Here is a 20,793-nt window from a genome sequence, read left to right on the forward strand (position 1 = left end):
CGGGTCGCGTGATTCACCGGATGCTCACCGCGCTGCATTGGTAATCGGCGCTATTCTTTGCAGGCATGGTGAGCACATGACCTCCCGTTCCGACCGGCTTGGCCTGGCCGCGCTGACTGCCCTGGTGGTCGGGTCGATGATCGGTGCCGGCATCTTCTCGCTGCCGCAGAACATCGCGCGCAGCGCCGGCCCGGGCGTGGCATTGATCGGCTGGATGATCAGCGGGCTGGGCATGTTGATGCTGGCCTTCGTGTTCCAGAACCTGGCCAACCGCAAGCCCGAGCTGGATACCGGCATCTATGCGTACGCGCGGGCCGGGTTCGGCGATTACATCGGCTTCTCGGCAGCCTGGGGCTACTGGGTCTGTTCGCTGCTGGGCAACGTCAGCTATTTCGTGCTGATCTTCAGTGGCCTGGGCTATTTCGTGCCGGCCTTCGGTGAGGGCAATACCTGGCAGGCGGTGGCGTGTGCGTCCGTGCTGCTGTGGTCGATGCACGCAATGATCCTGCGCGGCATCCGCCAGGCCGCGCTGGTCAATGCCGTCGTCACCGTGGCCAAGATCGTGCCGATCGTGGTGTTCCTGATCATCGCCGCGGTCGGTTTCAAGGCCGATATCTTCACCGGCGACTTCTGGGGCACGGCAGAACTTGGCAGCGTGGGCGAACAGCTGCGCGGCATGATGCTGATCACGGTGTGGGTGTTCATCGGCATCGAGGGCGCCAGCATCTACTCGCGGCGTGCGGCCAGGCGCTCGGATGTCGGGCGCGCGACCATCATCGGGTTCCTGTGCGTGCTTGCGCTGCTGATGCTGGTCAATCTGCTCTCGATGGGGGTGCTGCGCCAGGACGCCCTGGCCCATGCACGCAACCCCTCGATGGCCTTCGTGCTGGAAGCCATCGCCGGGCCCTGGGGCGCCACCTTGATCATCATCGGCATGATCGTCTCGGTGCTGGGGGCGTTGCTGGCCTGGGTACTGCTGTGCGCCGAAGTGCTGTACGCAGCGGCGGGGGATGGCACGATGCCCGCCTTCCTCGGGCGTGAGAACGCGCGCCAGGTGCCGGCCAATGCGCTGTGGCTCACCAACGGGCTGATCCAGCTGTTTCTGATCATCACGCTGTTCAGTGCCGGCACCTATACCAGCCTGGTGCTGCTGGGCGCGTCGATGAGCCTGGTGCCGTATCTGTTCTCGGCCGGTTACGGCGCCCTGCTCGCACTGCGCGGGGAAACCTATGCCGGGCAGCGCGGGCTGCGGGCCCGCGATCTGCTGGTGGCCGGGCTGGCAACGCTGTACGCGCTGTGGCTGGTCTATGCCGGCGGGCTGTCCCAGGTGCTGCTGTCGGTACTGCTGTATGCGCCTGGCATCGCCATGTTCGCCGCCGCCAAGCACCAGCATGGGCAGCGGATATTCACCCGGGCCGAGCAGGTGATCGTGGCGGGCGTGATCGTTGTTGCCTGCTGGGCGGCGTGGGGTCTGTACCAGGGTCATCTTCACCTGGCCTGAGCGCGCCGGATCGGCTCAGCCTTCCCGGTTGCCGCGCGCCCCCCGTTCGGTCAGCAGATCGATCTGCTGTTGCTGCTGTTTCAGGTGGTGTCTGGGAAACCGCGACGTCCCAGCCGCAGCGCGAGGTGGACCAGCACGATCAGGACCGGCACTTCCACCAATGGCCCGATCACGGCGGCGAACGCGACCGGTGAGCCCAGCCCGAAGGCGGCGATCGCCACCGCGATGGCCAGCTCGAAGTTGTTGCCGGTCGCGGTGAAGGCGATCGCCGTGGTGCGCGGGTAGTCGCGTGCGATCCAGCGGCCCATGACGAAGCTCATCAGGAACTGCACGAAGAAGTAGATCGTCAGCGGGATGGCGATACGCACCGCATCCAGCGGAATGCGCAGGACGTCACCCCCCTTGAGGCTGAACATCGCCACGATGGTGAACAACAGCGCGACCAGCGTGATCGGGCTGATCGCGGGCAGGAAACGGGTTTCGTACCACGCGGCCCCGCGCAGCCGCAGCAGTACCCGTCGGCCAAGGTAGCCCGCTGCGAAGGGAATGCCCAGGTACACCAGCACCGCGCCGGCGATGGTCCATGTGCTGACATCGATCACGCTGCGCTGTAGCCCGAACAACGGCGGCAGCACGGTCAGGAACAGCCACGCATAGACGCTGAAGAAGGTGATCTGGAACAGCGAGTTGAACGCGACCAGGCCGGCCACGTACTGATTGTCGCCGCGCGCCAGCTGGTTCCAGACCAGCACCATGGCGATGCAGCGGGCCAGCCCGATCAGGATCAGCCCGGTCATGTATTCCGGCCGGTCGTGCAGGAACAGCGCGGCCAGCGCGAACATCAGCACCGGCCCCACCACCCAGTTCTGCAGCAGCGACAGCGCCAGCACGCGCTTGTCGGCGAAGACGGCGGGCAGGGCCTCGTACTTCACCTTGGCCAGCGGCGGGTACATCATCAGGATCAGCCCCGCGGCGATGGGCAGGTTGGTGCCGCCCAGGGTCATGGCCTCCAGCGCGGCGGGCAGGCCGTCGAACAGCGTCCCCAGCGTCACGCCAAGCGCCATCGCCGCGAAGATCCACAGCGTCAGCCAGCGGTCCAGGAATGACAACCGGGAAGAGGCGGGCGTCGTCATCGCAACAGGCGCGGTCATCTAGGTGTCAGCGCGGCGGCGCGCATTGGCCGCCTGGGCCACAGTCCGCCTCGCCGGCGCAGCAGTTTTCGGTCAGGTAACCGATCAGGCCATTCATCGCCTCGAAATCGGCGCGGTAGCAGATGCTGCGTCCGCGTGGCTCGGCGTTGACCAGTCCGGCTGCGCTCAGCTCCTTGAGATGGAACGACAGGGTGGCACCGGGCAGGCCCAGTTCGGTGGCGATCTCGCCGGCCAACCGGCCGCCGCGGCCGGCCTGGACCAACAGACGGAAGACACTGAGGCGGGTGGCATGGCCGAGCGCGGCCAGGGCGTGGGTTGCGGTTTTATGTTCCATGTTTCTAGAATAATCGAACAAATCATCCGGAGCAACCCGATGTCCCGCTTGCCATACCTGACCGCTGCGGCGGTCGACATCCCCGATCCCGCGCGGTTGTCGACGCGTGCCAGTGACCATCCGCCGCGCATTCTGGTTCTGTTTGGCTCACTGCGCCCGCAGTCGTACAGCCGGCGGCTCGCCAGGGAGGTGGAACGTCTTCTGCAGCACTTCGGCGCCGAGGTCCGCGTGTTCGATCCGCACGAGCTGCCGATGGTCGACGCGGTGGATGCCGACCACCCCAAGGTCCAACAGCTTCGTGCCTGGTCGCACTGGTCCGAAGGCCAGGTCTGGATCAGCCCGGAACGTCACGGCACCCTCAGTGCGGTGTTCAAGAATCAGATCGACTGGCTGCCGTTGTCCGAAGGCAGCGTACGCCCCACGCAGGGCCGCACCCTGGCGGTAATGCAGGTGTGTGGCGGCTCGCAGTCCTTCAATGTGGTCAACGCATTGCGGGTGCTCGGGCGCTGGATGCGGATGGTGACCATCCCCAACCAGTCTTCGGTTCCCAAGGCTTGGCAGGAGTTCGATACGGACGGCCGGATGAAGCCCTCGGCGTACTACGACCGCGTGGTGGACGTGGTCGAGGAGCTGGTGAAGTTCACCCTGCTGGTGCGTGACCACAGCGACTACCTGACCGACCGATACAGTGAACGCAAGGACGACGTGTACGCGGCGCAGTTGGCCCGTACTGCCGGCGTGGTGGAGCCGGTCCCGCCACCGCCGCCGCTCGCCGTGGGAGACCGCGCATGAAGGCGGTCATCTATCACAACCCCGCCTGCGCGACCTCGCGCAATGTGCTCGCGCTGATGCGCCATGCCGGCGTCGAACCGGAGGTGGTGGAGTACCTGCGGACCCCGCCGGATCGCGCGCGTTTGATCGCACTGATCGCGGCGGCGGGGCTGCAGGTGCGCGATGCGCTGCGGGAGAAGGGCACGCCCTACGCCGCACTGGGCCTGGCCGATCCGGCGCTCGACGACGCGCAGTTGCTCGATGCGATGTTCGCGCATCCGATCCTGATCAACCGGCCGTTCGTGCAGACAGATCGCGGGGTGCGCCTGGCGCGGCCCTCGGAGACCGTGCTGGAGATTCTGCCACCGGTGCATGCTCCGTTCCGCAAGGAAGACGGCGAGGTGGTGATCGACGCCCAGGGCCGGCGCCCCACAAAAAAGCCCGGTCAATGACCGGGCTCTTCATCCACGCCTGCGCGCTGCTTACCAGCGCATGCCGGCGAAGGGGTTCCAGCTGGTGTCGCCCTTCACTTTTTCCAGGTAGTACGAATAGTTGGTGGTCAGCGCGATCAACACCGACCAGGCCACCCCGATCGCACGGCCGACCACGTCCGGCAGGAACGCCACGACGACCATCAGCATCAGAGTGATGCCCAGGATGGTCAGCGCCTTGCGCCACATGCCCACGATCAGCAGGTAGATCCAGCTGAAGAACAGGGCGTAGAAGTTGAAGTTGACCTTGATCTTCTGGCCGAACGGCAGCGTCTTGTACGCCGCCTTGAAGGTCGGCGTATTGGGGGCGCCGTGCTGTTCGAAGAAGTTGAAGCGGAACTGCCACTTGGGGCTGTAGGGGGAAGCAGTGTTGGAATCCATATCCGAATCGTTTGTTGAAAACGATTACATGATACCGACAAGCTCTTGATTGGCACCAATTTTTCGACGCTTCCGGCGACGCATGGAAGGGGCTGCGGGCACCGTCACACATTCGTCCCGGTTTTCCGATAGGGTGCGCAATCCGCGCGGCCGGAAGCCCCGCGGGTCATGAGAAGTCAACGAGATGCCAGACCATGTCCATTGATGTGATGTCCCCCGAGCGCCCTGTGGCAGGACCGCAGATCACGCCGTGCCCGGTCGCCACCCAGGCGCAACACCTGCTTGCCCAGCTGCAGTTCTCGCAGGTGAGCGCGCGTGCGCTGTCGCGCCCGCCGGTCGACACCGACCTGGCCATCGCCGCCACCGTCGCCTGAGCCCAACGCGCCACCGCACGCCGGTGCGGCCGGTCGTCCAAACGCACGCCCGTTCCCCCGCCCACGGGATGGAAAACCGCGCAACATCGGCCCATCCGGCCCCGCACCCGGGCCGTTGGAACGGTGTCCATCGCCATGCGGGGCCTGGACCGGCCGCCTGCAAGATGAATGGGCAGAGGCCCATGGCACAGGGCCTGCGCGGCGGTGCCTGTGCGGGGCGCTCCACTTGTCTCGATCCAAAAGCTGAATGCGGAGAAATGCCCGGTCAGCCCTTCGCGCGCACCTTACATTTCGCGCCATAGACTGAGCCGCATTTTTCGTCTCAAGTCGGTTTGGAGAGTTCGTGGGTTCCGGTAGTCACAGACATACGCTGCGTGCCGGTCTCCGGCCCGCACCGACAGGACGCATGCGTGCCAGCGCGCACGCCGGGCTCAGGACGCCCCCTTCCGCACTTGGCACCCCCGGCCTGGCACGCCCTGCACAGGGACACCGCGCATGAGTACCCAGACCCTCAACGCCCCGCTGGATGCCGGCCGGGCGACGTTGCCGGCCGAGTCGCCGTTGCCGATGCCCGAGCAGTCGCTGCGCGAAGGCCGGCTGCAGGTGCCACGCCAGCGCACCTCGCCGCGGATGATCGGGCTGCGCCGTTTCTACATCCTGGGCGGCACCGCGGCGATGACCGCCGCAGCGAGCCGGATGATGTGGAAGGTGCTGGCCGTCAACGGCATCAGCGTGCTCGAGGCCTGCCTGCTGGTGCTGTTCGTGGGCCTGTTTGCGTGGATCGCACTGTCGTTCGCCGGCGCCGTGGCGGGCTTCCTGACCGCCGTGTTCGATCGGGGCTACAAGCTGGGCATCGACCCGGACGCACCGCTGCCGACCGTGCACACGCGCACCGCGCTGCTGATGCCCACCTACAACGAAGATCCGCGCCGGCTGCTGGCCGGCCTGCAGGCGATCTACGAGTCAGTGGCCGAGACCGGGCAGCTGGCGAACTTCGATTTCTACGTGCTCAGCGACACCCGGCGCGATGACATCGGGCAGGCCGAAGAAGCGGCCTACCGCGCCCTGTGCGATGCCGTGGGCGGCCATGACCGCATCTTCTACCGTCGCCGCGGCGACAACAGCGGGCGCAAGGCCGGCAACATCGCCGATTGGGTCCGCCGCTTCGGCGGCGCCTACCCGCAGATGCTGATCCTGGACGCCGACAGCCTGATGACCGGCGACACCATCGTGCGCCTGGTCGCAGGGATGGAGCACAACCCGGATGTCGGGCTGATCCAGACCCTGCCGGCGGTGGTCGGCGGGCGCACCCTGTTTGCCCGCATGCAGCAGTTCGGCGGGCGCGTCTACGGCCCGGTGATCGGCCGCGGCGTGGCGTGGTGGCATGGCGCGGAGAGCAACTACTGGGGCCACAACGCGATCATCCGCACCCAGGCCTTCGCCGAGCAGGCCGGCCTGCCCTCGCTGCCGGGCAAGGAGCCGTTTGGCGGGCATGTGCTCAGCCACGATTTCGTCGAAGCCGCGCTGATGCGCCGCGGCGGCTGGGCCACCCACATGGTGCCGTACCTCAAAGGCAGCTATGAGGAAGGCCCGCCGACCCTTACCGACCTGCTGGTCCGTGACCGCCGCTGGTGCCAGGGCAACCTGCAGCACGCCAAGGTGGTTGGCTCCAAGGGCCTGCACTGGGTCAGCCGCATGCACATGCTGGTCGGAATCGGTCACTACTTCACCGCGCCGATGTGGGCCATGCTGATGTTGATCGGCATCGCGATCCCGCTGTTCCAGGGCGGCATCGACCTCAATGAAGTACTGCATCTCTCGCCGGGCGTTTACTGGCGCCACCAGGACGAGACGCAGGTGATCCGCATGTTCGCGATCACCATGGTGGTGCTGCTCTCGCCCAAGGTACTGGGCTATCTGGCCATGCTGCTGGAGCCGGTGGAACGCCGCGGCTGCGGTGGCACGATCCGCGCCTTCATCTCGATGCTGCTGGAGACCATCCTTGCCGCGCTGATGGCGCCGGTGGTGATGTACGTGCAGTCGCGCGGCGTGGCCGAAGTGCTGGCCGGCAAGGACTCGGGCTGGGATGCGCAGCAGCGCGACGATGGCGGAGTGTCCTGGCTGGCACTGGCACGTGGCTATGGCGGGCTGAGCGTGTTCGGTCTGTTCATGGGGGCACTGGCCTATGCGGTCTCGCCCTCGCTGGCGGCGTGGATGGCGCCGGTGGTGATCGGCATGGTGCTGGCGATTCCGGTGGTGGGCTTCACCTCCTCGCGCACCGCCGGCGTGTGGATGCACCGGCTGGGCCTGATGGAAATCCCGGAAGAATCGGCACCGCCCAAGGTGCTGGTGCGCGCGGCCGAGCTGCGCCGTGCGGCTGTCGAGGCGCACCCGGCCGGCTGAGCCCTGCGTTGCCGCGATCAGCGCCCCATTGCAGCGGGGCGCGGTCATAATGCGGCTTGAACGTACTGGAGCCGCCTGATGCTGGATACCGTGGAAAACGAAACCGGCGCCGACCCGCAGTGGTCGGTGCTGTGGCTGCATGGCCTGGGTGCCGATGGCCATGACTTCGCCCCGATCGTGCCCGAGCTGGTGCGCCCGCACTGGCCGGCGATCCGCTTCGTGTTCCCGCATGCGCCGGTGCAGCCGATCACGATCAACAACGGCGTGCCGATGCGCGCGTGGTACGACATCGTCAGCATGGATTTTCGCTCGCGCGCCGACAGCGCCGGCGTGGATGCCTCGATCGTGGAACTGGAACTGCTGATCGAGCGCGAGATCGCCCGCGGCATTCCGGCCGAGCGCATCCTGCTGGCCGGCTTCTCCCAGGGCGGGGCGGTGATCCTCAGCGCGCTGCTGCGCCGCACCCGTCCGCTGGCCGGGCTGATCGCGCTGTCGACCTATCTGCCCGACCCGGCCAAGGCTGCGGCCGCGCGTGTGGCCGGTGCGATCAGCGTGCCGGTCTTCATGGCCCATGGCACGCAGGATCCGGTGATTCCGGTGGCGATCGCCGAGCACACCGCACAGACGCTGGGCGCGCTCGGCCTGCCGGTGGAGTGGCATACCTATACGATGGCCCACCAGGTCTGTGCCGACGAGCTCGACGCACTGGGCAACTGGCTCGAGGCGCGCTTGGCCGCCTGACGCCATGAACGACCCGCGCCAGCAGTCCTGGTTGCCCGAGCTGTGCCGCCTGCCGCGACTGGCGGCGATGCTCGGGTTGGCCGAGCTGGTGGTCGTGGTGGTGGCGCTGGCACCCGATGGCAGCCGCCACTGGACGCTGCCGGACTTTCTGTCCGCCAGCGGCTTCGCGTTGTGGCTGGCGCTGGCAGTGACGGTCAGCCTGTGCAGCGTGCGTGCCATGCTCTCGCGCCTGCCCGAGGTGCCGGGCATGGTGCTGGTGGTGGTGATGACCGGCCTGATCGCCGGCGCGTGCGCGGCGATCGTGCATGCGTTGTACGGGGTGATCGGCGGCGGCAGCTTCGCCCAGACCGTCGGCTTCTGGCGGTTCACGCTGGGCAGCGCGGCGATGACCGCATTGATCAGCGCACTGGCGCTGCGCTACTTCTACGTCAGTGATCGTGGCAGCGCGCAGATGCTGGCCAATGCACGGGCCCAGGCCGATGCGCTGCAGGCGCGGATCCGGCCGCATTTCCTCTTCAACAGCATGAACCTGATCGCCAGCCTGCTGCGCCGCGATCCGGACGTGGCCGAGCGCGCGGTCCTGGATTTGTCGGACCTGTTCCGTGCCGCGCTGGGTGCCGGCGATGGCGACTCCACCCTGCAGGCCGAGTGCGAACTGGCCGAGCAGTATCTGTCGATCGAATCGCTGCGCCTGGGCGAACGCCTGAAGGTGATCTGGCTGCGCGACGAGCCGTTGCCATGGTCGTTGCCGATGCCGCGGCTGGTGCTGCAACCGCTGGTCGAGAACGCGGTGCTGCACGGCATCTCACGGGTGCCTGCCGGCGGCACGATCGTGCTGGCGCTGTCCAGCGACGGCACCCAGCTGCGCATCCGGGTGCGCAACCCGGCGCCGGATCCGGCCACCCGCGGGCTGCCGCTGCTGCAGGGCGCAGGCCACGCACAACGCAACATCGCCCACCGCCTGGCTTGGCGCTTCGGCCCGGCCGCGCGGATGACGGGGGCGTGGGCCGACGGCTACTATGCTTGCGAAATCACGGTCCCGGTCCAGTGAGGAAACTGTATTGAAGGTGGTGATCGCCGACGACGAACCGCTGGCCCGCGAGCGCCTGCGCTCCCTGCTTGCCGACCAGGCCGGCATCGAGGTGGTGGCCGAGGCCGAGAACGGCGAACAGGCGCTGCATGCCTGCGCCGAACTGCAACCGGACCTGGTCCTGCTCGATATCGCCATGCCCGGCCTGGACGGGCTGGAGGCCGCACGCCATCTGGCGACCTTCGAACCCCGCCCGGCCGTGGTGTTCTGCACCGCGTACGACGCGCATGCGCTGTCCGCGTTCGAAGCGGCGGCCATCGATTACCTGATGAAGCCGGTGCGCCCCGAGCGCCTGGCTGCCGCCCTTGAACGGGCGCGGACCTTCCTGGCCGGCCGCAGCGGCCCGGCGACCGCCGCCAGCCAGCAGGCGCGCACGCTGCTGTGCGCGCGCCTGCGCGGCAGCCTGCGGCTGATCCCGGTCGAGGACATCCATTACCTGCAGGCCGAAGAGAAATACGTCGTCGTGCACCACGCGCGCGGCGAAGACCTGCTGGAAGAATCGCTGAAGTCGCTGGAAGAAGAATTCGGCACCCGATTCGTGCGCATCCATCGCAATTGCCTGGTCGCCCGGCACGAACTGGTGGAGCTGCGACGAAATGGCGCAGGCCAGGTCCAGGCGGTGCTGCGCCATGGCCACGGGCCGCTGGAAGTCAGCCGCCGCTGCGTGGCCAGCCTCAAGCAGGACCTCAAACACCTGTAGGCCACGGGGATCCCATCGGGCCTGGCAGGCGCTCACCGTTGGTCGATATGCCTCCGTGCGTCGATAATGGCGCCATGAAGACCCTGCGCATCGCCACCCGAAAGAGCCCGCTTGCCCTGTGGCAGAGCGAATACGTCGCCGACCGCCTGCGCCAGGTGCACCCGGGGCTGGAGGTGGTGCTGATCCCGATGAGCACCCGCGGCGATGAGGTGCTGGACCGCTCGCTGGCGGCGATCGGCGGCAAGGGCCTGTTCCTCAAGGAACTGGAACTGGCGATGCTGCGTGGCGAAGCGGATTGCGCCGTGCACTCGCTCAAGGACGTGCCGATGGAACTGGACGCGCCCTTCGCGCTGCCAGCCATGCTGACCCGTCATGACGCGGCCGACGGGTTCATTTCAAATCTGTACGCCTCGCTGGAGGCATTGCCGATCGGCGCCCGGGTGGGCACCTCGTCGCTGCGCCGCCAGGCCCAGCTGCGCGCGCTGCGCCCGGATCTGGAGTTGCAGGACCTGCGCGGCAACGTCAACACGCGCCTGGCCAAGCTCGACAACGGCGGTTACGACGCGATCGTGCTGGCGGTCGCCGGGCTGGAACGCCTGGGCCTGGGCCACCGCATCGTGGCGCGCCTGGCCGCCCCGGACTGGTTGCCGGCCCCGGCGCAGGGCGCGGTCACGGTGGAGTGCAACGGCGAGGACGCGGCGGTGATGGGCCTGTTCGCTGCGCTGGACGATGCCGACACGCGTGCCTGCGTGGAAGCCGAGCGCGCCATGAACCGCGCGCTGCACGGCAGCTGCCATGTGCCGGTGGCCGGCTTTGCGCAATGGGAGGGCGAGGATCTGTTCCTGCAGGGCCTGGTCGGCGGGGTCGCCGATGGCCGCATCGTGCGCGCGGAAGCGCGGGGCCCGGCCAGTGATCCGGAGACGCTGGGCCAGCGCGTCGCGCGCGGCCTGCTCGATGCCGGCGCCGGGGAGCTGCTCGCGGTGTAGTGCCGGCCGCTGGCCGGCATTCCAGATCGCGCGAGGTTCCCGGGTAGCCGGCCAGCGGCCGGCACTACGTCACGATGGCGGGCGCACCGGCGCCCGCAGCGATTACTTGAACTTGTAGACCACGTTCATCGTGGTCAGCGTGTCGGTCTTGCGCTTGTCATCGGCGACGTCGCTGTTGTGACGCGCCTGCCAGCCGGCCTTCAGTGCCAGATGCTCGTTCATGCTCACCGATACGCCGAAATCGTTCTGCGCGAAGGTGTTGTACGAGCCCGATTCGACCAGCAGCGTGTTCACCAGGTCGGTGTTCGGGGTCAGCGTGTACTTGAGATCGAACAGGCCGCGGCCGATCAGGCCGGTACGGGTCGAGTCGTCTTCGGTGTTGTGGGTGCGGCGCACACCCGGACCGATCTGCGCGTCCATGTAGAACCGCTCGGCGTCGATGATCCGGGTGCCGTAACCGAGACCGAACGAGCTCTGGCGGTCGTAGGTGGCGAAATCGTCGCGCTCGTAACGCACCGTGGCGGTGATCTGGCGGTGTTCGCCCAGCTGCAGCGCACTGCCGGCGCTGCCGGTGTAGCGGTTGGCGGTGGTGTTGCGGCGGCGGATGGTGGTGCCGTCGTCGTTGGTATCGGTGTACTCCGAGCGCGAGCGCAGGCCGAACAGGTCCATGCTGTGCACCCAGTCATCATCGGTGTAGCGCAGGCGCAGACGACCGTTGAAGCTCTCGGTATTGCTGTTGCCGCGGGCCGAGGCAAAGCCCAGTTCGCCGCCACTGCCGCTCCAGGGGGAGGTCATCGCCGCCAGTTCGGCAACGTCCTGTGCATAAACCGCCGGGGCGCAGAGCAGCAGGGGAACAAGCAACGAAACGCGCAGGGACATCAACGGTTCTCCGTGATCGGACAAGGGGGAGGGACAACAAGGGGGGGATGATACTTGATGCGTTCCACGTCACATTCGGCGATGGGCCGGGGCTTTAGGACCCGTTCGGCCTCGCCCCTGTTCAGGGAATATCGATCCGCAGCGAGGCGTCGTCGAAGCGCGAGTAGGTCACGGTAATCCGGAACGGCTGCCCGTTGGTCTGGCCCTTGCGCTCGATCTGCACCGGCAGGCCCTGCACATTGACCCAGTACAGCAGGCCATCGGGCGCTGCAGTGGCGTGGCGCACCTCGTATTTGTGTGCGCGCTGGCCGCCGGCGCGTTCTTCGCCGAGGTCGCGCACCTGCAGCTGCGCCGGCTCCAGATCAGCGGGCAACGGATTGCGCCACTGGGCCAGCATCCCTTCGGGCACCGGGATCTGGCGCACTTCGCCGGCACGCTGCAGGAAGAAGGTGCCGCCGATGATGGTCTGCGGGCCATCCTCGGTGACGAGGCGGTAGCGGTCCGGGGCCACGTAGTCCATCTGCGCTTCCACCGCGCGCGGGCCCTGCATTTTCATCACCGCATGGAAGCTGCGCAGCTGGCCGAAGCGCTGGCTGGCGGCCAGCACCGTGCCGACCGGGTCGGCGGCCGGTGCGGTCGCGGCAGGCACCGCAGCCACGGGCGTTTCAGTGCGCCCGCAGCCGCTGGGCAGCAGGGCGGCGGCGGACAGGGCAAGGGCGGGCAACAGGCGCATGACGGGCGGCAGCAGGCGATGGGGGGCCCCACGATAGCCGAAGATGCAGCCGAAGCCGCCACAACGACGGCGACTCGGACATAATCGGGTCATGGACCGATATGAACGCATCAACGCCCTGCATCGCCTGCTCAAGTCCGCCCGTTATCCGGTAACGGTGGCGGCCCTGCAGGAAAAACTGGAGTGTTCCCGCGCGACTGTCTACCGCGACCTGGCCTTCCTGCGCGATGCGCTGATGGCGCCGGTGGAAGGCGATGGCGAGGCGGGCTTCCGCTACCAGGCCGACGAAAGCGACCGCTTCGAGCTGCCGGGCTTGTGGCTGAGCTCGGAAGAGCTGCACGCGCTGCTGGCCTCCCAGCACCTGCTTTCGCGGACAGGGGGCGGCGTGCTCTCCTCGGTGCTGGCCCCGCTGCAGCAGCGCATCGAAGGGCTGCTGGCGGCGCAGGCCGGTGTCTCCAGCTGGCCGGTCGACCGGGTCCGGGTGATTCCGCACCGCGGGCGCAAATTCGATGAGGCCAGCTTCCGCGCGGTGGCCTCGGCGGTGCTCGAGCGCAAGCAGCTGGCCTTCGAGTACCGGGCCCGCTCCACCGACGAGGCGACCCAGCGCACCGTGTCGCCGCAGCGCATGACCCACTACCGCGACAACTGGTACCTCGATGCGTGGGACCACGGCCGCGAAGGCCTGCGCAGCTTCGCCGTGGACCGCATCTACAAGGCGCGCGTGATCGATACCACCGCGCGCGATGTGGATGAGAGCGAGCTGGACGAGCAGCTCGGCGCCAGCTACGGCATCTTCTCCGGGCCGCCCAAGGGCTGGGCCACGATCGTCTTCAGTGCCAAAGCCGCGCGCTGGGTGGCCGATGAGCATTGGCATTCCAAGCAGCAGGGCCGTTTCCTGCCCGATGGCCGCTACGAGCTGAAACTGCCCTACAGCGTCTCGCGTGAGCTGCTGATGGACGTGCTGCACTACGGCTCGGACGCGGAGATCGTCGAGCCGGTGATGCTGCGCGAACAGGCCAAGGCCCTGCTGGCCCTGGCGCTGACCAGCTACGAGTAAGCCGGCCCGGCCGGCATCGGCTCATGTCGTGGGGTCATATGCCCCGGATTCCGCAAGGGCCGGGGCGTGCGGTATCGTGGGGCGTTGCTGCCCCTACGGATTCCGCTGCCCCCATGAAAAAGTACCTGCTGCTCCCGTTGCTTGCCGCCTCGCTGGCCCTGTCCGCCTGTGGCAAGCCGGCCCATGATTCCCAGAAGCTGGTGGTCGCGGCCACTGCGGTGCCGCACGCCGAGATCCTGGCCGTGGTCAAGCCGATCCTGGAGAAGGAGGGGCTGACCCTGGAGGTGCGCGTGTTCAACGATTACGTGCAGCCCAATGACCAGCTGGTGCAGAAGCAGGTCGACGTGAACTACTTCCAGACCGAGCCCTACCTGGACGCCTACAACCGCGACCGCAAGACCGACCTGGTCAAGGTGATCGGCGTGCATATCGAGCCCTTCGGTGCGTACTCGCGCCGCTTCAAATCGCTCGATGCGCTGCCCAACGGCGCCGATGTGGTGATCCCCAACGACCCGAGCAACAACAGCCGCGCGCTGATCCTGCTGCACAAGGCCGGCGTGATCACGCTCAAGGACCCGACCAACGCGTTGGCGACCCAGCGCGACATCACCGCCAACCCGAAGCAGCTCAAGTTCCGCGAGCTGGACTCGGCGATGCTGCCGCGCGTGCTGGACCAGGTCGATCTGGCCCTGATCAACACCAACTACGCGCTGGATGCCGGGCTCAACCCGACCCAGGATGCGCTGGCGATCGAGAGCAAGGATTCTCCGTACGTGAACTTCCTCGTTGCCCGCCCGGACAACAAGGACGATGCCCGCGTACAGCAGCTGGCCAAGGCCCTGACCGGCCCGGAAGTGAAGGCCTTCATCGCCGAGAAGTACAAGGGCGCCGTCCTCCCCGCGTTCTGACCGGCACCCGCGGTAGCGCCACGCCATGCGTGGCTGGCCGCGCCCCGCGCGGCAATGATCGCCGACGCGGGCGTCACCCCACGCGGAAGCCCATCGTCGCTTCCACCGCCTGCTGCCAGCCGCGGTACAGCGCCTCGCGCTGATCCGTCGGCATCTGCGGGGTGAAGCGGCGGTCCACCGCCCACTGTTCGGCGATCTCCGCCCGGCTGCTCCAGAAGCCGGTGGCCAGCCCGGCCAGATACGCGGCGCCCAGCGCGGTGGTCTCGGCCACCTGCGGGCGCAGCACCGGCACGCCCAGGATGTCGCTCTGGAACTGCGCCATGAAGTCATTGGCGATCGCACCGCCATCGGCGCGCAGTTCCTTCAGCTCGATGCCCGCATCGGCCTGCATCGCCGCCAGCACATCGCGGGTCTGGTACGCCATGGATTCCACCGCCGCGCGGATGAAGTGTTCCTTGGTGGTGCCGCGGGTCAGGCCGAACATCGCGCCACGCACATCGCTGCGCCAGTACGGTGCGCCCAGTCCCACGAACGCCGGCACCAGGTACACGCCACCGTTGTCGGCGGCGCGCTCGGCGTACGCTTGGCAATCGCTGGATTTGCCGAACATGCGCAGCCCGTCGCGCAGCCACTGCACCACCGAGCCGGCGACGAAGATCGAGCCTTCCAGTGCGTATTCCACGCGGCCATCGATGCCCCAGGCGATGGTGGTGAGCAGCCCGTTCTCGGATACCACCGCCTTGTCGCCGGTGTTCATCAGCATGAAACAGCCGGTGCCGTAGGTGTTCTTGGCCATGCCCGGCTCGAAGCAGGCCTGGCCGAACAGCGCGGCCTGCTGATCCCCTGCGATGCCGGCGATGGGCAGGTGCTGGTCGAAAAAGAACTGCGCCTGGGTGGTGGCATACACCTCGCTGGAGCTGCGGACCTGCGGCAGCATCGCGCGCGGAATGTTGAACAACGCCAGCAGCTCATCGTCCCACTGCAGCGCATGGATATCGAACAGCAGCGTGCGCGCGGCATTGGTCACGTCGGTGACGTGCGCCTGGCCGCCACTGAGGTTCCAGATCAGCCAGCTGTCGATGGTGCCGAACAGCAGCTCGCCGCGTTCGGCACGTGCCTGCGCGCCCTCGACGTGATCGAGGATCCAGCGGATCTTGGTCGCGGAAAAATAGGCATCGATCAGCAGCCCGGTCCTGCGCCGGATCAGCGGCTCGTGGCCGTCGGCCTTGAGCTGCTCGCAGATCGCATGGCTCTGCCGCGACTGCCATACCACCGCGTTATGGATCGGCTGGCCGGTGGCCTTGTCCCAGACCACGGTGGTCTCGCGCTGGTTGGTGATGCCGATCCCGGCGATCGTGCGCGGGTCCACCTGGTGGCGGTTCAACAGTTCGGTGATCGTGGTGTAGACGCTGGTCAGGATCTCGCGCGGATCGTGCTCGACCCAGCCCGGCTGGGGGAAGATCTGGGTGAACTCGCGCTGCGCGCTGCCGGCGATGCGCCCGGCACGATCAAACAGCATGGCGCGCGAACTGGTCGTGCCCTGGTCGATGGCGAGCACGTAGTGCTTGTCCATGGTCTGCTCCGTGGAATCGATGCCGTGAGGCGTGACAGACATACAGCCTACGGCATCGAAACGCGCGCCTGCACGGTGGCCGCCAGGGCCTCGCGCTGTGCAGCGTCCAGCCGCAGGCCGAGATGGCTGCGGCGCCACAGCACGTCCTCGGCGGTGCGTACCCATTCGTGCGTGATCAGGTAGTCCAGCTCGCGCTCGTGCAGGCCGCCGCCATGGTCCTGGCCCAATGCGTCGCGTGTCTGGGCGCCGGCAAGCAGGCCGCTTGCGCGCGTGCCGTAGCTGGTGGCCAGGCGCTGGAGCAGGGCAGGGGACAGGTGAGGATGATCGCGCTGCAGGGTCTCAGCCACCTGTACCGCGTCGCCACCGTCGCCACCGGGCAGCGGTGGCCCGCCGGCCGTCCAGGCCGGTCCCATCGCCGGCAGCGAGGGTGACAGGCGCCCAAGCGCTTCCTCGGCCAACGCGCGATACGTGGTGAGTTTGCCGCCCAGCACGCTCAGCAGCGGGGCGCCGGCGGTATCCAGCTCCAACCGGTAATCGCGGGTGACCTGCGATGCAGCGCGATGATGATCGGCCAGCAGCGGGCGCACGCCGCTGTAGCGCCAGACGATGTCCTCGGCCTCGACCGGCACGCGCAGGAACCGGTTCACCGCATCAAGCAGATAGGCCTGCTCCTCCGCGCGCGGTTTGACCCACGCCGGATCACCGTCGTAATCGGTATCGGTGGTGCCGATCAGGGTGAAGTCCTGCTCGAACGGGATCGCGAACACCACGCGCTGGTCGGGCTGCTGGAACAGGTAGGCGCTGTCATGTGCGAACAGGCGCGGCACCACCAGGTGGCTGCCCTGCACGAGCCGCAGCCCGAGCGGTGCATCCAGCCCCGCGCGCTGCAGCACCGTGCCGGCCCAGGGGCCGCTGGCGTTGACCACGCAGCGGGCGCGGATGCGCTGCACGTCGCCGCTGGCCGTACGCAGCACCGCCCACCAGTGGTCGCGGTGGCGGATCAACTGTTCGCAGCGGGTGCGGGTGCGGATATCGGCACCGCGCTCGTGTGCATCCAGTGCGTTGAGCACCACCAGCCGGGCATCGTTGACGCGGGCGTCCGCATACGTGAAGCCGGTCCGGTAGCCCGGCTGCAACGTCTCGCCGCGGGGATCGCGTTCCAGGTCGATGCGCTGCGAGGGCGGGAAATGCGGATTGGGGCGGCCCAGGTGGTCGTACAGCCACAGGCCGGCACGCAGCATCCAGGCCGGGCGCAGATGGCGCGCATGCGGCAGCACGAACGTAGTCGGGGCAATGAGGTGCGGGGCGAGCTGGCGCAGCGTTTCGCGTTCGTTGAGCGCCTTGCGCACCAACGCGACTTCACCCTGCTGCAGGTAGCGCAGGCCACCGTGGATCAGCTTGGTGCTGGCGCTGGAGGTGTGGGCGGCCAGGTCATCCTGCTCGCACAGACATACCGAGAGCCCGCGCCCGGCCGCATCCCGCGCGATCCCGGCGCCATTGATGCCGCCGCCCACCACCAGCATGTCGAAGGACTCGCGCATCGGTTCCCCGGGGCGGATCGGCGTGGTCCGCCGTGGTGGCCAGTGTCGGGCAGTGGTCGGCAACGCCCGATGAAAGTAGCGGGCCCCACAACGACAACGGGCCCGCAAGGGGCCCGTTGTGCGTACTGCGTGGTGCGGAAGAGGCGTGCTTAGAAGCGCGCGCCGATGCCGAAGCCCACGGTCCACGGATCCAGCTTGGCCTTGTCGCCGGTGCCTTCGCCGTTGACGGTCAGTTCCGGGCGCGAATGCATGTAGCGGGCATCGGCGCGGGCGAACCAGGTGCTGTTGATGTTCATGTCCACGCCGACGGTGCCGATCGCGCCCTTGGCGGTCTTCACACCGATGTGGCCGATGTCGCTGGCGAGGTCTTCATTGCTGAAGTTGGACTCGTAGTAACCGGCGCCCACGAACGGACGGAACACGTTGTCGGCCTGGCCGAAGTGGTACTGGCCGCTCAGCGCGATCGGCTGCTGCTCGACGGTGCCCAGGCGGGCGCCATCGGTGCCGCGCACGCGGTGGTCGAACTTGTCCGCTGCGCCCCACAGTTCCACGGCCCAGTTGTCGTTGATGTAGTAGCTGAAGCTCAGGGTCGGGGCCGGGCCACCGTCCACCTTGCGCACGCCGTCCAGCGGGTCATTCTTCGGCTGCAGCAGCGAGACGCCGCCGACCACGGCGAAGTGCTTGCCGGACGCGGTATCAACGGTGCTGTCCTGCGCGAAAGCAGCCGGCGCAAAAGCAAGAGCAGTCAGGGTAGCCAGGGTCAGAGTACGGATGGAGCGCATGGGGGAATCTCCTCAGGATGTTTTTGTTCTGGGCCCCGGTGTTGTGGGGCGAGGCAACCGTAGTCCCCGCAATATGAATCGCATCCGACGCGCGTTAAATTTTAGTTGTTTCCATTCAGCGATCAGTGCCAAACCGCTGTATTTCCGGGCGATCATGCAACCTCCGACATTCATGCATCTGGTGACCGTGTGATGGAAACAACACGCTGCATCGGCTTTCCTGCGCAGCTGAATGCAGGATGCCGCGTGCTGGTGCTCGGCTCGATGCCCGGCGTGGCGTCGCTGCAGGCCGCGCAGTACTACGCGCATCCGCGCAATCGTTTCTGGCCGTTGATGGGCGTGCTGTGCGGGATCGACGCAACGCTTGCTTATCCCGATCGCATGCATGCACTGAACGCGACCGGCGTGGGCGTGTGGGATGTGATCGGGCGGTGCGAACGGCGCGGCAGCCTGGATGCGTCGATCGTGCGTGGCAGTGAAATCCCCAATGCGCTGGGCGCACTGATCGAGGGGCTGCCCGCGCTGTGCGCGATCGCCTGCAATGGCGGCACCGCCTACCGCGCGTTCCAGCGGTTCATCGCGCCCGCGCTTGTCGGACGGGCGCAGGCGTTGCCGGTCTGGTCGCTGCCCTCCACCAGCCCCGCCAATGCGGCCTGGCCGCTGCCCCGGCTGGTGCAGGCGTGGCAGCCGCTGTTCGATGCCGTGCGCCGCTGAGGCGGGGACAGCGGCGGACAATACGGTACCGACTGGAAAATTCCGCTTTGCACTGTGCCAAGCCGAATGCGGCCAAAGCAGATGCCTGCAACAGCCTGTCCCGGGACAGGGGGGCGGAAAATTCGCCAAGCCGGTTGGCGCTGGCGCGCGATACCCCCACAATAGGCGATTCCCTACACCAGATTGCCGGAGTTTTCCCCATGGCCGAAATCAAGGAAGCACTTGTCCCCGATATCGGTGACTACAGCGATATCCCGGTAATCGAGGTACTGGTCGCCGTTGGAGATACCGTCAAGAAAGACCAGGGTCTGGTGACGCTGGAATCGGACAAGGCCACGATGGAAGTGCCGTCCTCGGTGGCCGGTATCGTCAAGGAAATCAAGGTCAAGGTCGGCGACAACCTCTCCGAGGGCAAGCTCGTGGCCCTGATCGAAGTCAGCGAAGAGGCCGCCGCGCCGGCCGCTGCGGCTGCCCCGGCCCCGGCCGCCAAGACCGAAGCGGCCGAGACCGCGACCAAGGTCGAGCCCGTCGCCGCCCCGGCCGAGCCGGACAAGCTGGCCGCCCGTGACATCGAACAGTCCGCCGCCAAGCCGACCCAGCCGGCCCCGGCCGCTGCTGCCCCGTCGGGCGGCTCGCCGACCAGCCCGCCGGTCGCCTTCAACGCCGACAGCGTGCTGCCGCAGAAGGTGCCCTACGCATCGCCGGCCGTGCGCGTGTTCGCCCGCGAGCTGGGCGTGGACCTGAACCAGCTGAGCGGCACCGAGAAGGGTGGCCGCATCACCAAGTCCGACGTGCAGAAGTTCGTCAAGTCGGCCCTGGCCGGCGGCGGCGCCGCCGCTGGCGGCACGGTGGCGGCCGGTGGCGGCCTGAACCTGCTGGCCTGGCCGAAGGTCGACTTCAGCAAGTTCGGTGAGGTCGAGGTCCAGCCGCTGTCGCGCATCAAGAAGATTTCGGGCGCGAACCTGGCCCGCAACTGGGCGATGATTCCGCACGTCACCCAGTTCGAGCAGGCTGACATCACCGAGCTGGAAGCCCTGCGCGTGGCCCTGAACAAGGAAAACGAGAAGGCCGGCATCAAGCTGACCATGCTCGCCTTCCTGGTCAAGGCCAGCGCCGCGGCACTGAAGAAGTTCCCGGAGTTCAACGCTTCGCTGGATGCCAGCGGCGAGAACCTGACCCTGAAGAAGTACTTCAACATCGGCTTCGCGGCCGATACGCCGAGCGGCCTGGTCGTGCCGGTGATCCGCGATGTCGACAAGAAGGGCGTGGTGCAGATCGCGCAGGAATCCGGCGAACTGGCCAAGAAGGCGCGTGATGGCAAGCTCGGCCCGGCGGACATGAGCGGTGGCTGCTTCTCGATCAGCTCGCTGGGCGGCATTGGTGGCACTGCGTTCACCCCGATCGTCAATGCGCCGGAAGTGGCCATCCTGGGCGTGTCCAAGTCGTCGATCCAGCCGGTCTGGAACGGCAAGGAGTTCGCGCCGAAGCTGATGCTGCCGCTGTCGCTGAGCTATGACCACCGCGTCATCGATGGCGCGCTGGCCGCCCGCTTCACCACCTACCTCTCGCAGGTGCTGGCCGACATGCGGCGCGTCCTTCTGTGAAGCAGGGCCTGGTCCTGGCCGGGCTGCTGATGGCGCTGCCGATGGTGCAGCGAGCGCAGGGCGCCGGTGCTGGACGATA

The 20,793-nt window shown here is 67.5% G+C and carries 21 protein-coding genes; 13 read left to right on the forward strand and 8 right to left on the reverse strand.

What is annotated here, in order from left to right; all coding sequences use genetic code 11:
• The first annotated feature begins 76 nt into the window (after positions 1-76).
• On the forward strand, positions 77-1,501 hold the full coding sequence (gene arcD / locus HMPREF3113_RS09500; RefSeq protein WP_070471877.1) for an arginine-ornithine antiporter: 1,425 nt from the start codon (positions 77-79) through the stop codon (positions 1,499-1,501).
• Positions 1,502-1,581: 80 nt separating this feature from the next.
• Here the strand turns inward: arcD and arsB are convergent, their stop codons facing one another.
• Positions 1,582-2,634, reverse strand: coding sequence for an ACR3 family arsenite efflux transporter (arsB, locus tag HMPREF3113_RS09505; protein ID WP_070471987.1), 1,053 nt, complete (start codon positions 2,632-2,634; stop codon positions 1,582-1,584).
• Between the two features lie 25 nt (positions 2,635-2,659).
• Entirely contained in the window at positions 2,660-2,986 is a 327-nt protein-coding gene (locus HMPREF3113_RS09510) for an ArsR/SmtB family transcription factor (RefSeq protein ID WP_070471878.1), read from the reverse strand.
• A 39-nt stretch (positions 2,987-3,025) separates the two neighbouring features.
• Between HMPREF3113_RS09510 and arsH the strand changes: the two genes are divergently transcribed.
• The gene (gene arsH / locus HMPREF3113_RS09515) at positions 3,026-3,778 is read left to right on the forward strand and encodes an arsenical resistance protein ArsH (protein ID WP_070471879.1); all 753 of its coding nucleotides are present in this window, start codon (positions 3,026-3,028) and stop codon (positions 3,776-3,778) included.
• Complete coding sequence (gene arsC, locus HMPREF3113_RS09520) at positions 3,775-4,209, forward strand: arsenate reductase (glutaredoxin) (protein WP_070471880.1); 435 nt, start codon at positions 3,775-3,777, stop codon at positions 4,207-4,209. Before arsH ends, arsC begins: the two co-directional genes overlap by 4 nt.
• A 30-nt stretch (positions 4,210-4,239) precedes the next feature.
• Here the strand turns inward: arsC and HMPREF3113_RS09525 are convergent, their stop codons facing one another.
• Positions 4,240-4,629 (reverse strand): DUF2628 domain-containing protein, encoded by a 390-nt coding sequence (locus HMPREF3113_RS09525; RefSeq protein ID WP_070471881.1) that lies wholly within the window; start codon positions 4,627-4,629, stop codon positions 4,240-4,242.
• A 194-nt stretch (positions 4,630-4,823) separates the two neighbouring features.
• On the opposite strand from HMPREF3113_RS09525, the gene HMPREF3113_RS09530 reads away from it, so the two are divergent.
• The 6 genes from HMPREF3113_RS09530 to hemC all read left to right on the forward strand — a co-directional run bounded on the left by HMPREF3113_RS09530 (position 4,824) and on the right by hemC (position 10,923).
• The gene (locus HMPREF3113_RS09530; RefSeq protein WP_019183611.1) at positions 4,824-5,003 is read left to right on the forward strand and encodes a hypothetical protein; all 180 of its coding nucleotides are present in this window, start codon (positions 4,824-4,826) and stop codon (positions 5,001-5,003) included.
• Between the two features lie 495 nt (positions 5,004-5,498).
• Entirely contained in the window at positions 5,499-7,406 is a 1,908-nt protein-coding gene (gene mdoH, locus HMPREF3113_RS09535) for a glucans biosynthesis glucosyltransferase MdoH (protein ID WP_070471882.1), read from the forward strand.
• A gap of 75 nt (positions 7,407-7,481) precedes the next feature.
• The gene (locus HMPREF3113_RS09540; RefSeq protein ID WP_172838074.1) at positions 7,482-8,147 is read left to right on the forward strand and encodes an alpha/beta hydrolase; all 666 of its coding nucleotides are present in this window, start codon (positions 7,482-7,484) and stop codon (positions 8,145-8,147) included.
• 4 nt (positions 8,148-8,151) lie between these two features.
• Complete coding sequence (locus HMPREF3113_RS09545; protein ID WP_046273129.1) at positions 8,152-9,198, forward strand: sensor histidine kinase; 1,047 nt, start codon at positions 8,152-8,154, stop codon at positions 9,196-9,198.
• A 10-nt stretch (positions 9,199-9,208) separates the two neighbouring features.
• A complete protein-coding gene (locus tag HMPREF3113_RS09550; protein ID WP_019183615.1) occupies positions 9,209-9,937 on the forward strand; it encodes a LytR/AlgR family response regulator transcription factor in 729 nt (242 codons plus the stop codon).
• Between the two features lie 74 nt (positions 9,938-10,011).
• The gene (hemC, locus tag HMPREF3113_RS09555; protein ID WP_070471883.1) at positions 10,012-10,923 is read left to right on the forward strand and encodes a hydroxymethylbilane synthase; all 912 of its coding nucleotides are present in this window, start codon (positions 10,012-10,014) and stop codon (positions 10,921-10,923) included.
• Between the two features lie 102 nt (positions 10,924-11,025).
• Here the strand turns inward: hemC and HMPREF3113_RS09560 are convergent, their stop codons facing one another.
• Both HMPREF3113_RS09560 and HMPREF3113_RS09565 read right to left on the reverse strand, forming a co-directional pair.
• Entirely contained in the window at positions 11,026-11,802 is a 777-nt protein-coding gene (locus tag HMPREF3113_RS09560) for a DUF481 domain-containing protein (RefSeq protein WP_019183617.1), read from the reverse strand.
• Between the two features lie 121 nt (positions 11,803-11,923).
• Complete coding sequence (locus HMPREF3113_RS09565) at positions 11,924-12,535, reverse strand: hypothetical protein (protein WP_070471884.1); 612 nt, start codon at positions 12,533-12,535, stop codon at positions 11,924-11,926.
• Between the two features lie 91 nt (positions 12,536-12,626).
• Between HMPREF3113_RS09565 and HMPREF3113_RS09570 the strand changes: the two genes are divergently transcribed.
• Together HMPREF3113_RS09570 and HMPREF3113_RS09575 are read left to right on the forward strand one after the other, a co-directional pair.
• Entirely contained in the window at positions 12,627-13,592 is a 966-nt protein-coding gene (locus HMPREF3113_RS09570; protein WP_019183619.1) for a helix-turn-helix transcriptional regulator, read from the forward strand.
• Between the two features lie 113 nt (positions 13,593-13,705).
• Positions 13,706-14,500, forward strand: a complete 795-nt coding sequence (locus HMPREF3113_RS09575) for a MetQ/NlpA family ABC transporter substrate-binding protein (RefSeq protein WP_070426001.1) — start codon at positions 13,706-13,708, stop codon at positions 14,498-14,500.
• A gap of 73 nt (positions 14,501-14,573) precedes the next feature.
• On the opposite strand, the gene glpK is transcribed toward HMPREF3113_RS09575, so the two are convergent.
• The 3 genes from glpK to HMPREF3113_RS09590 all read right to left on the reverse strand — a co-directional run bounded on the left by glpK (position 14,574) and on the right by HMPREF3113_RS09590 (position 18,396).
• A complete protein-coding gene (glpK, locus tag HMPREF3113_RS09580) occupies positions 14,574-16,073 on the reverse strand; it encodes a glycerol kinase GlpK (protein WP_070471885.1) in 1,500 nt (499 codons plus the stop codon).
• Between the two features lie 47 nt (positions 16,074-16,120).
• Positions 16,121-17,614: a glycerol-3-phosphate dehydrogenase gene (glpD, locus tag HMPREF3113_RS09585; RefSeq protein ID WP_070471886.1), complete on the reverse strand. Its 1,494-nt coding sequence runs from the start codon at positions 17,612-17,614 to the stop codon at positions 16,121-16,123.
• A 149-nt stretch (positions 17,615-17,763) separates the two neighbouring features.
• Entirely contained in the window at positions 17,764-18,396 is a 633-nt protein-coding gene (locus tag HMPREF3113_RS09590; RefSeq protein ID WP_019183623.1) for an OmpW/AlkL family protein, read from the reverse strand.
• Positions 18,397-18,588: 192 nt separating this feature from the next.
• On the opposite strand from HMPREF3113_RS09590, the gene HMPREF3113_RS09595 reads away from it, so the two are divergent.
• Positions 18,589-19,110 (forward strand): DNA-deoxyinosine glycosylase, encoded by a 522-nt coding sequence (locus tag HMPREF3113_RS09595; protein WP_070471887.1) that lies wholly within the window; start codon positions 18,589-18,591, stop codon positions 19,108-19,110.
• A 200-nt stretch (positions 19,111-19,310) separates the two neighbouring features.
• Positions 19,311-20,714 carry a dihydrolipoyllysine-residue acetyltransferase gene (gene aceF, locus HMPREF3113_RS09600; protein ID WP_019183625.1) on the forward strand — a complete coding sequence of 468 codons (1,404 nt, stop codon included), beginning with the start codon at positions 19,311-19,313 and terminating at the stop codon, positions 20,712-20,714.
• The last annotated feature ends 79 nt before the right edge of the window (positions 20,715-20,793 follow it).

Source organism: Stenotrophomonas sp. HMSC10F06, assembly GCF_001807865.1.
In the GTDB taxonomy this organism is placed as follows: domain Bacteria; phylum Pseudomonadota; class Gammaproteobacteria; order Xanthomonadales; family Xanthomonadaceae; genus Stenotrophomonas; species Stenotrophomonas bentonitica_A.

What these genes read in the sequence shown, in the direction of transcription:
- HMPREF3113_RS09565 (WP_070471884.1), bottom strand. Translation starts at nt 12,535, where the DNA reads ATGCGCCTGTTGCCCGCCCTTGCCCTGTCCGCCGCCGCCCTGCTGCCC.
- mdoH (WP_070471882.1), top strand. Translation starts at nt 5,499, where the DNA reads ATGAGTACCCAGACCCTCAACGCCCCGCTGGATGCCGGCCGGGCGACG.
- arsB (WP_070471987.1), bottom strand. Translation starts at nt 2,634, where the DNA reads ATGACGACGCCCGCCTCTTCCCGGTTGTCATTCCTGGACCGCTGGCTG.
- HMPREF3113_RS09560 (WP_019183617.1), bottom strand. Translation starts at nt 11,802, where the DNA reads ATGTCCCTGCGCGTTTCGTTGCTTGTTCCCCTGCTGCTCTGCGCCCCG.
- HMPREF3113_RS09590 (WP_019183623.1), bottom strand. Translation starts at nt 18,396, where the DNA reads ATGCGCTCCATCCGTACTCTGACCCTGGCTACCCTGACTGCTCTTGCT.
- arsH (WP_070471879.1), top strand. Translation starts at nt 3,026, where the DNA reads ATGTCCCGCTTGCCATACCTGACCGCTGCGGCGGTCGACATCCCCGAT.
- hemC (WP_070471883.1), top strand. Translation starts at nt 10,012, where the DNA reads ATGAAGACCCTGCGCATCGCCACCCGAAAGAGCCCGCTTGCCCTGTGG.
- HMPREF3113_RS09530 (WP_019183611.1), top strand. Translation starts at nt 4,824, where the DNA reads ATGTCCATTGATGTGATGTCCCCCGAGCGCCCTGTGGCAGGACCGCAG.
- arcD (WP_070471877.1), top strand. Translation starts at nt 77, where the DNA reads ATGACCTCCCGTTCCGACCGGCTTGGCCTGGCCGCGCTGACTGCCCTG.
- HMPREF3113_RS09510 (WP_070471878.1), bottom strand. Translation starts at nt 2,986, where the DNA reads ATGGAACATAAAACCGCAACCCACGCCCTGGCCGCGCTCGGCCATGCC.
- glpK (WP_070471885.1), bottom strand. Translation starts at nt 16,073, where the DNA reads ATGGACAAGCACTACGTGCTCGCCATCGACCAGGGCACGACCAGTTCG.
- HMPREF3113_RS09575 (WP_070426001.1), top strand. Translation starts at nt 13,706, where the DNA reads ATGAAAAAGTACCTGCTGCTCCCGTTGCTTGCCGCCTCGCTGGCCCTG.
- HMPREF3113_RS09595 (WP_070471887.1), top strand. Translation starts at nt 18,589, where the DNA reads ATGGAAACAACACGCTGCATCGGCTTTCCTGCGCAGCTGAATGCAGGA.
- HMPREF3113_RS09570 (WP_019183619.1), top strand. Translation starts at nt 12,627, where the DNA reads ATGGACCGATATGAACGCATCAACGCCCTGCATCGCCTGCTCAAGTCC.
- arsC (WP_070471880.1), top strand. Translation starts at nt 3,775, where the DNA reads ATGAAGGCGGTCATCTATCACAACCCCGCCTGCGCGACCTCGCGCAAT.
- aceF (WP_019183625.1), top strand. Translation starts at nt 19,311, where the DNA reads ATGGCCGAAATCAAGGAAGCACTTGTCCCCGATATCGGTGACTACAGC.
- HMPREF3113_RS09525 (WP_070471881.1), bottom strand. Translation starts at nt 4,629, where the DNA reads ATGGATTCCAACACTGCTTCCCCCTACAGCCCCAAGTGGCAGTTCCGC.
- glpD (WP_070471886.1), bottom strand. Translation starts at nt 17,614, where the DNA reads ATGCGCGAGTCCTTCGACATGCTGGTGGTGGGCGGCGGCATCAATGGC.
- HMPREF3113_RS09545 (WP_046273129.1), top strand. Translation starts at nt 8,152, where the DNA reads ATGAACGACCCGCGCCAGCAGTCCTGGTTGCCCGAGCTGTGCCGCCTG.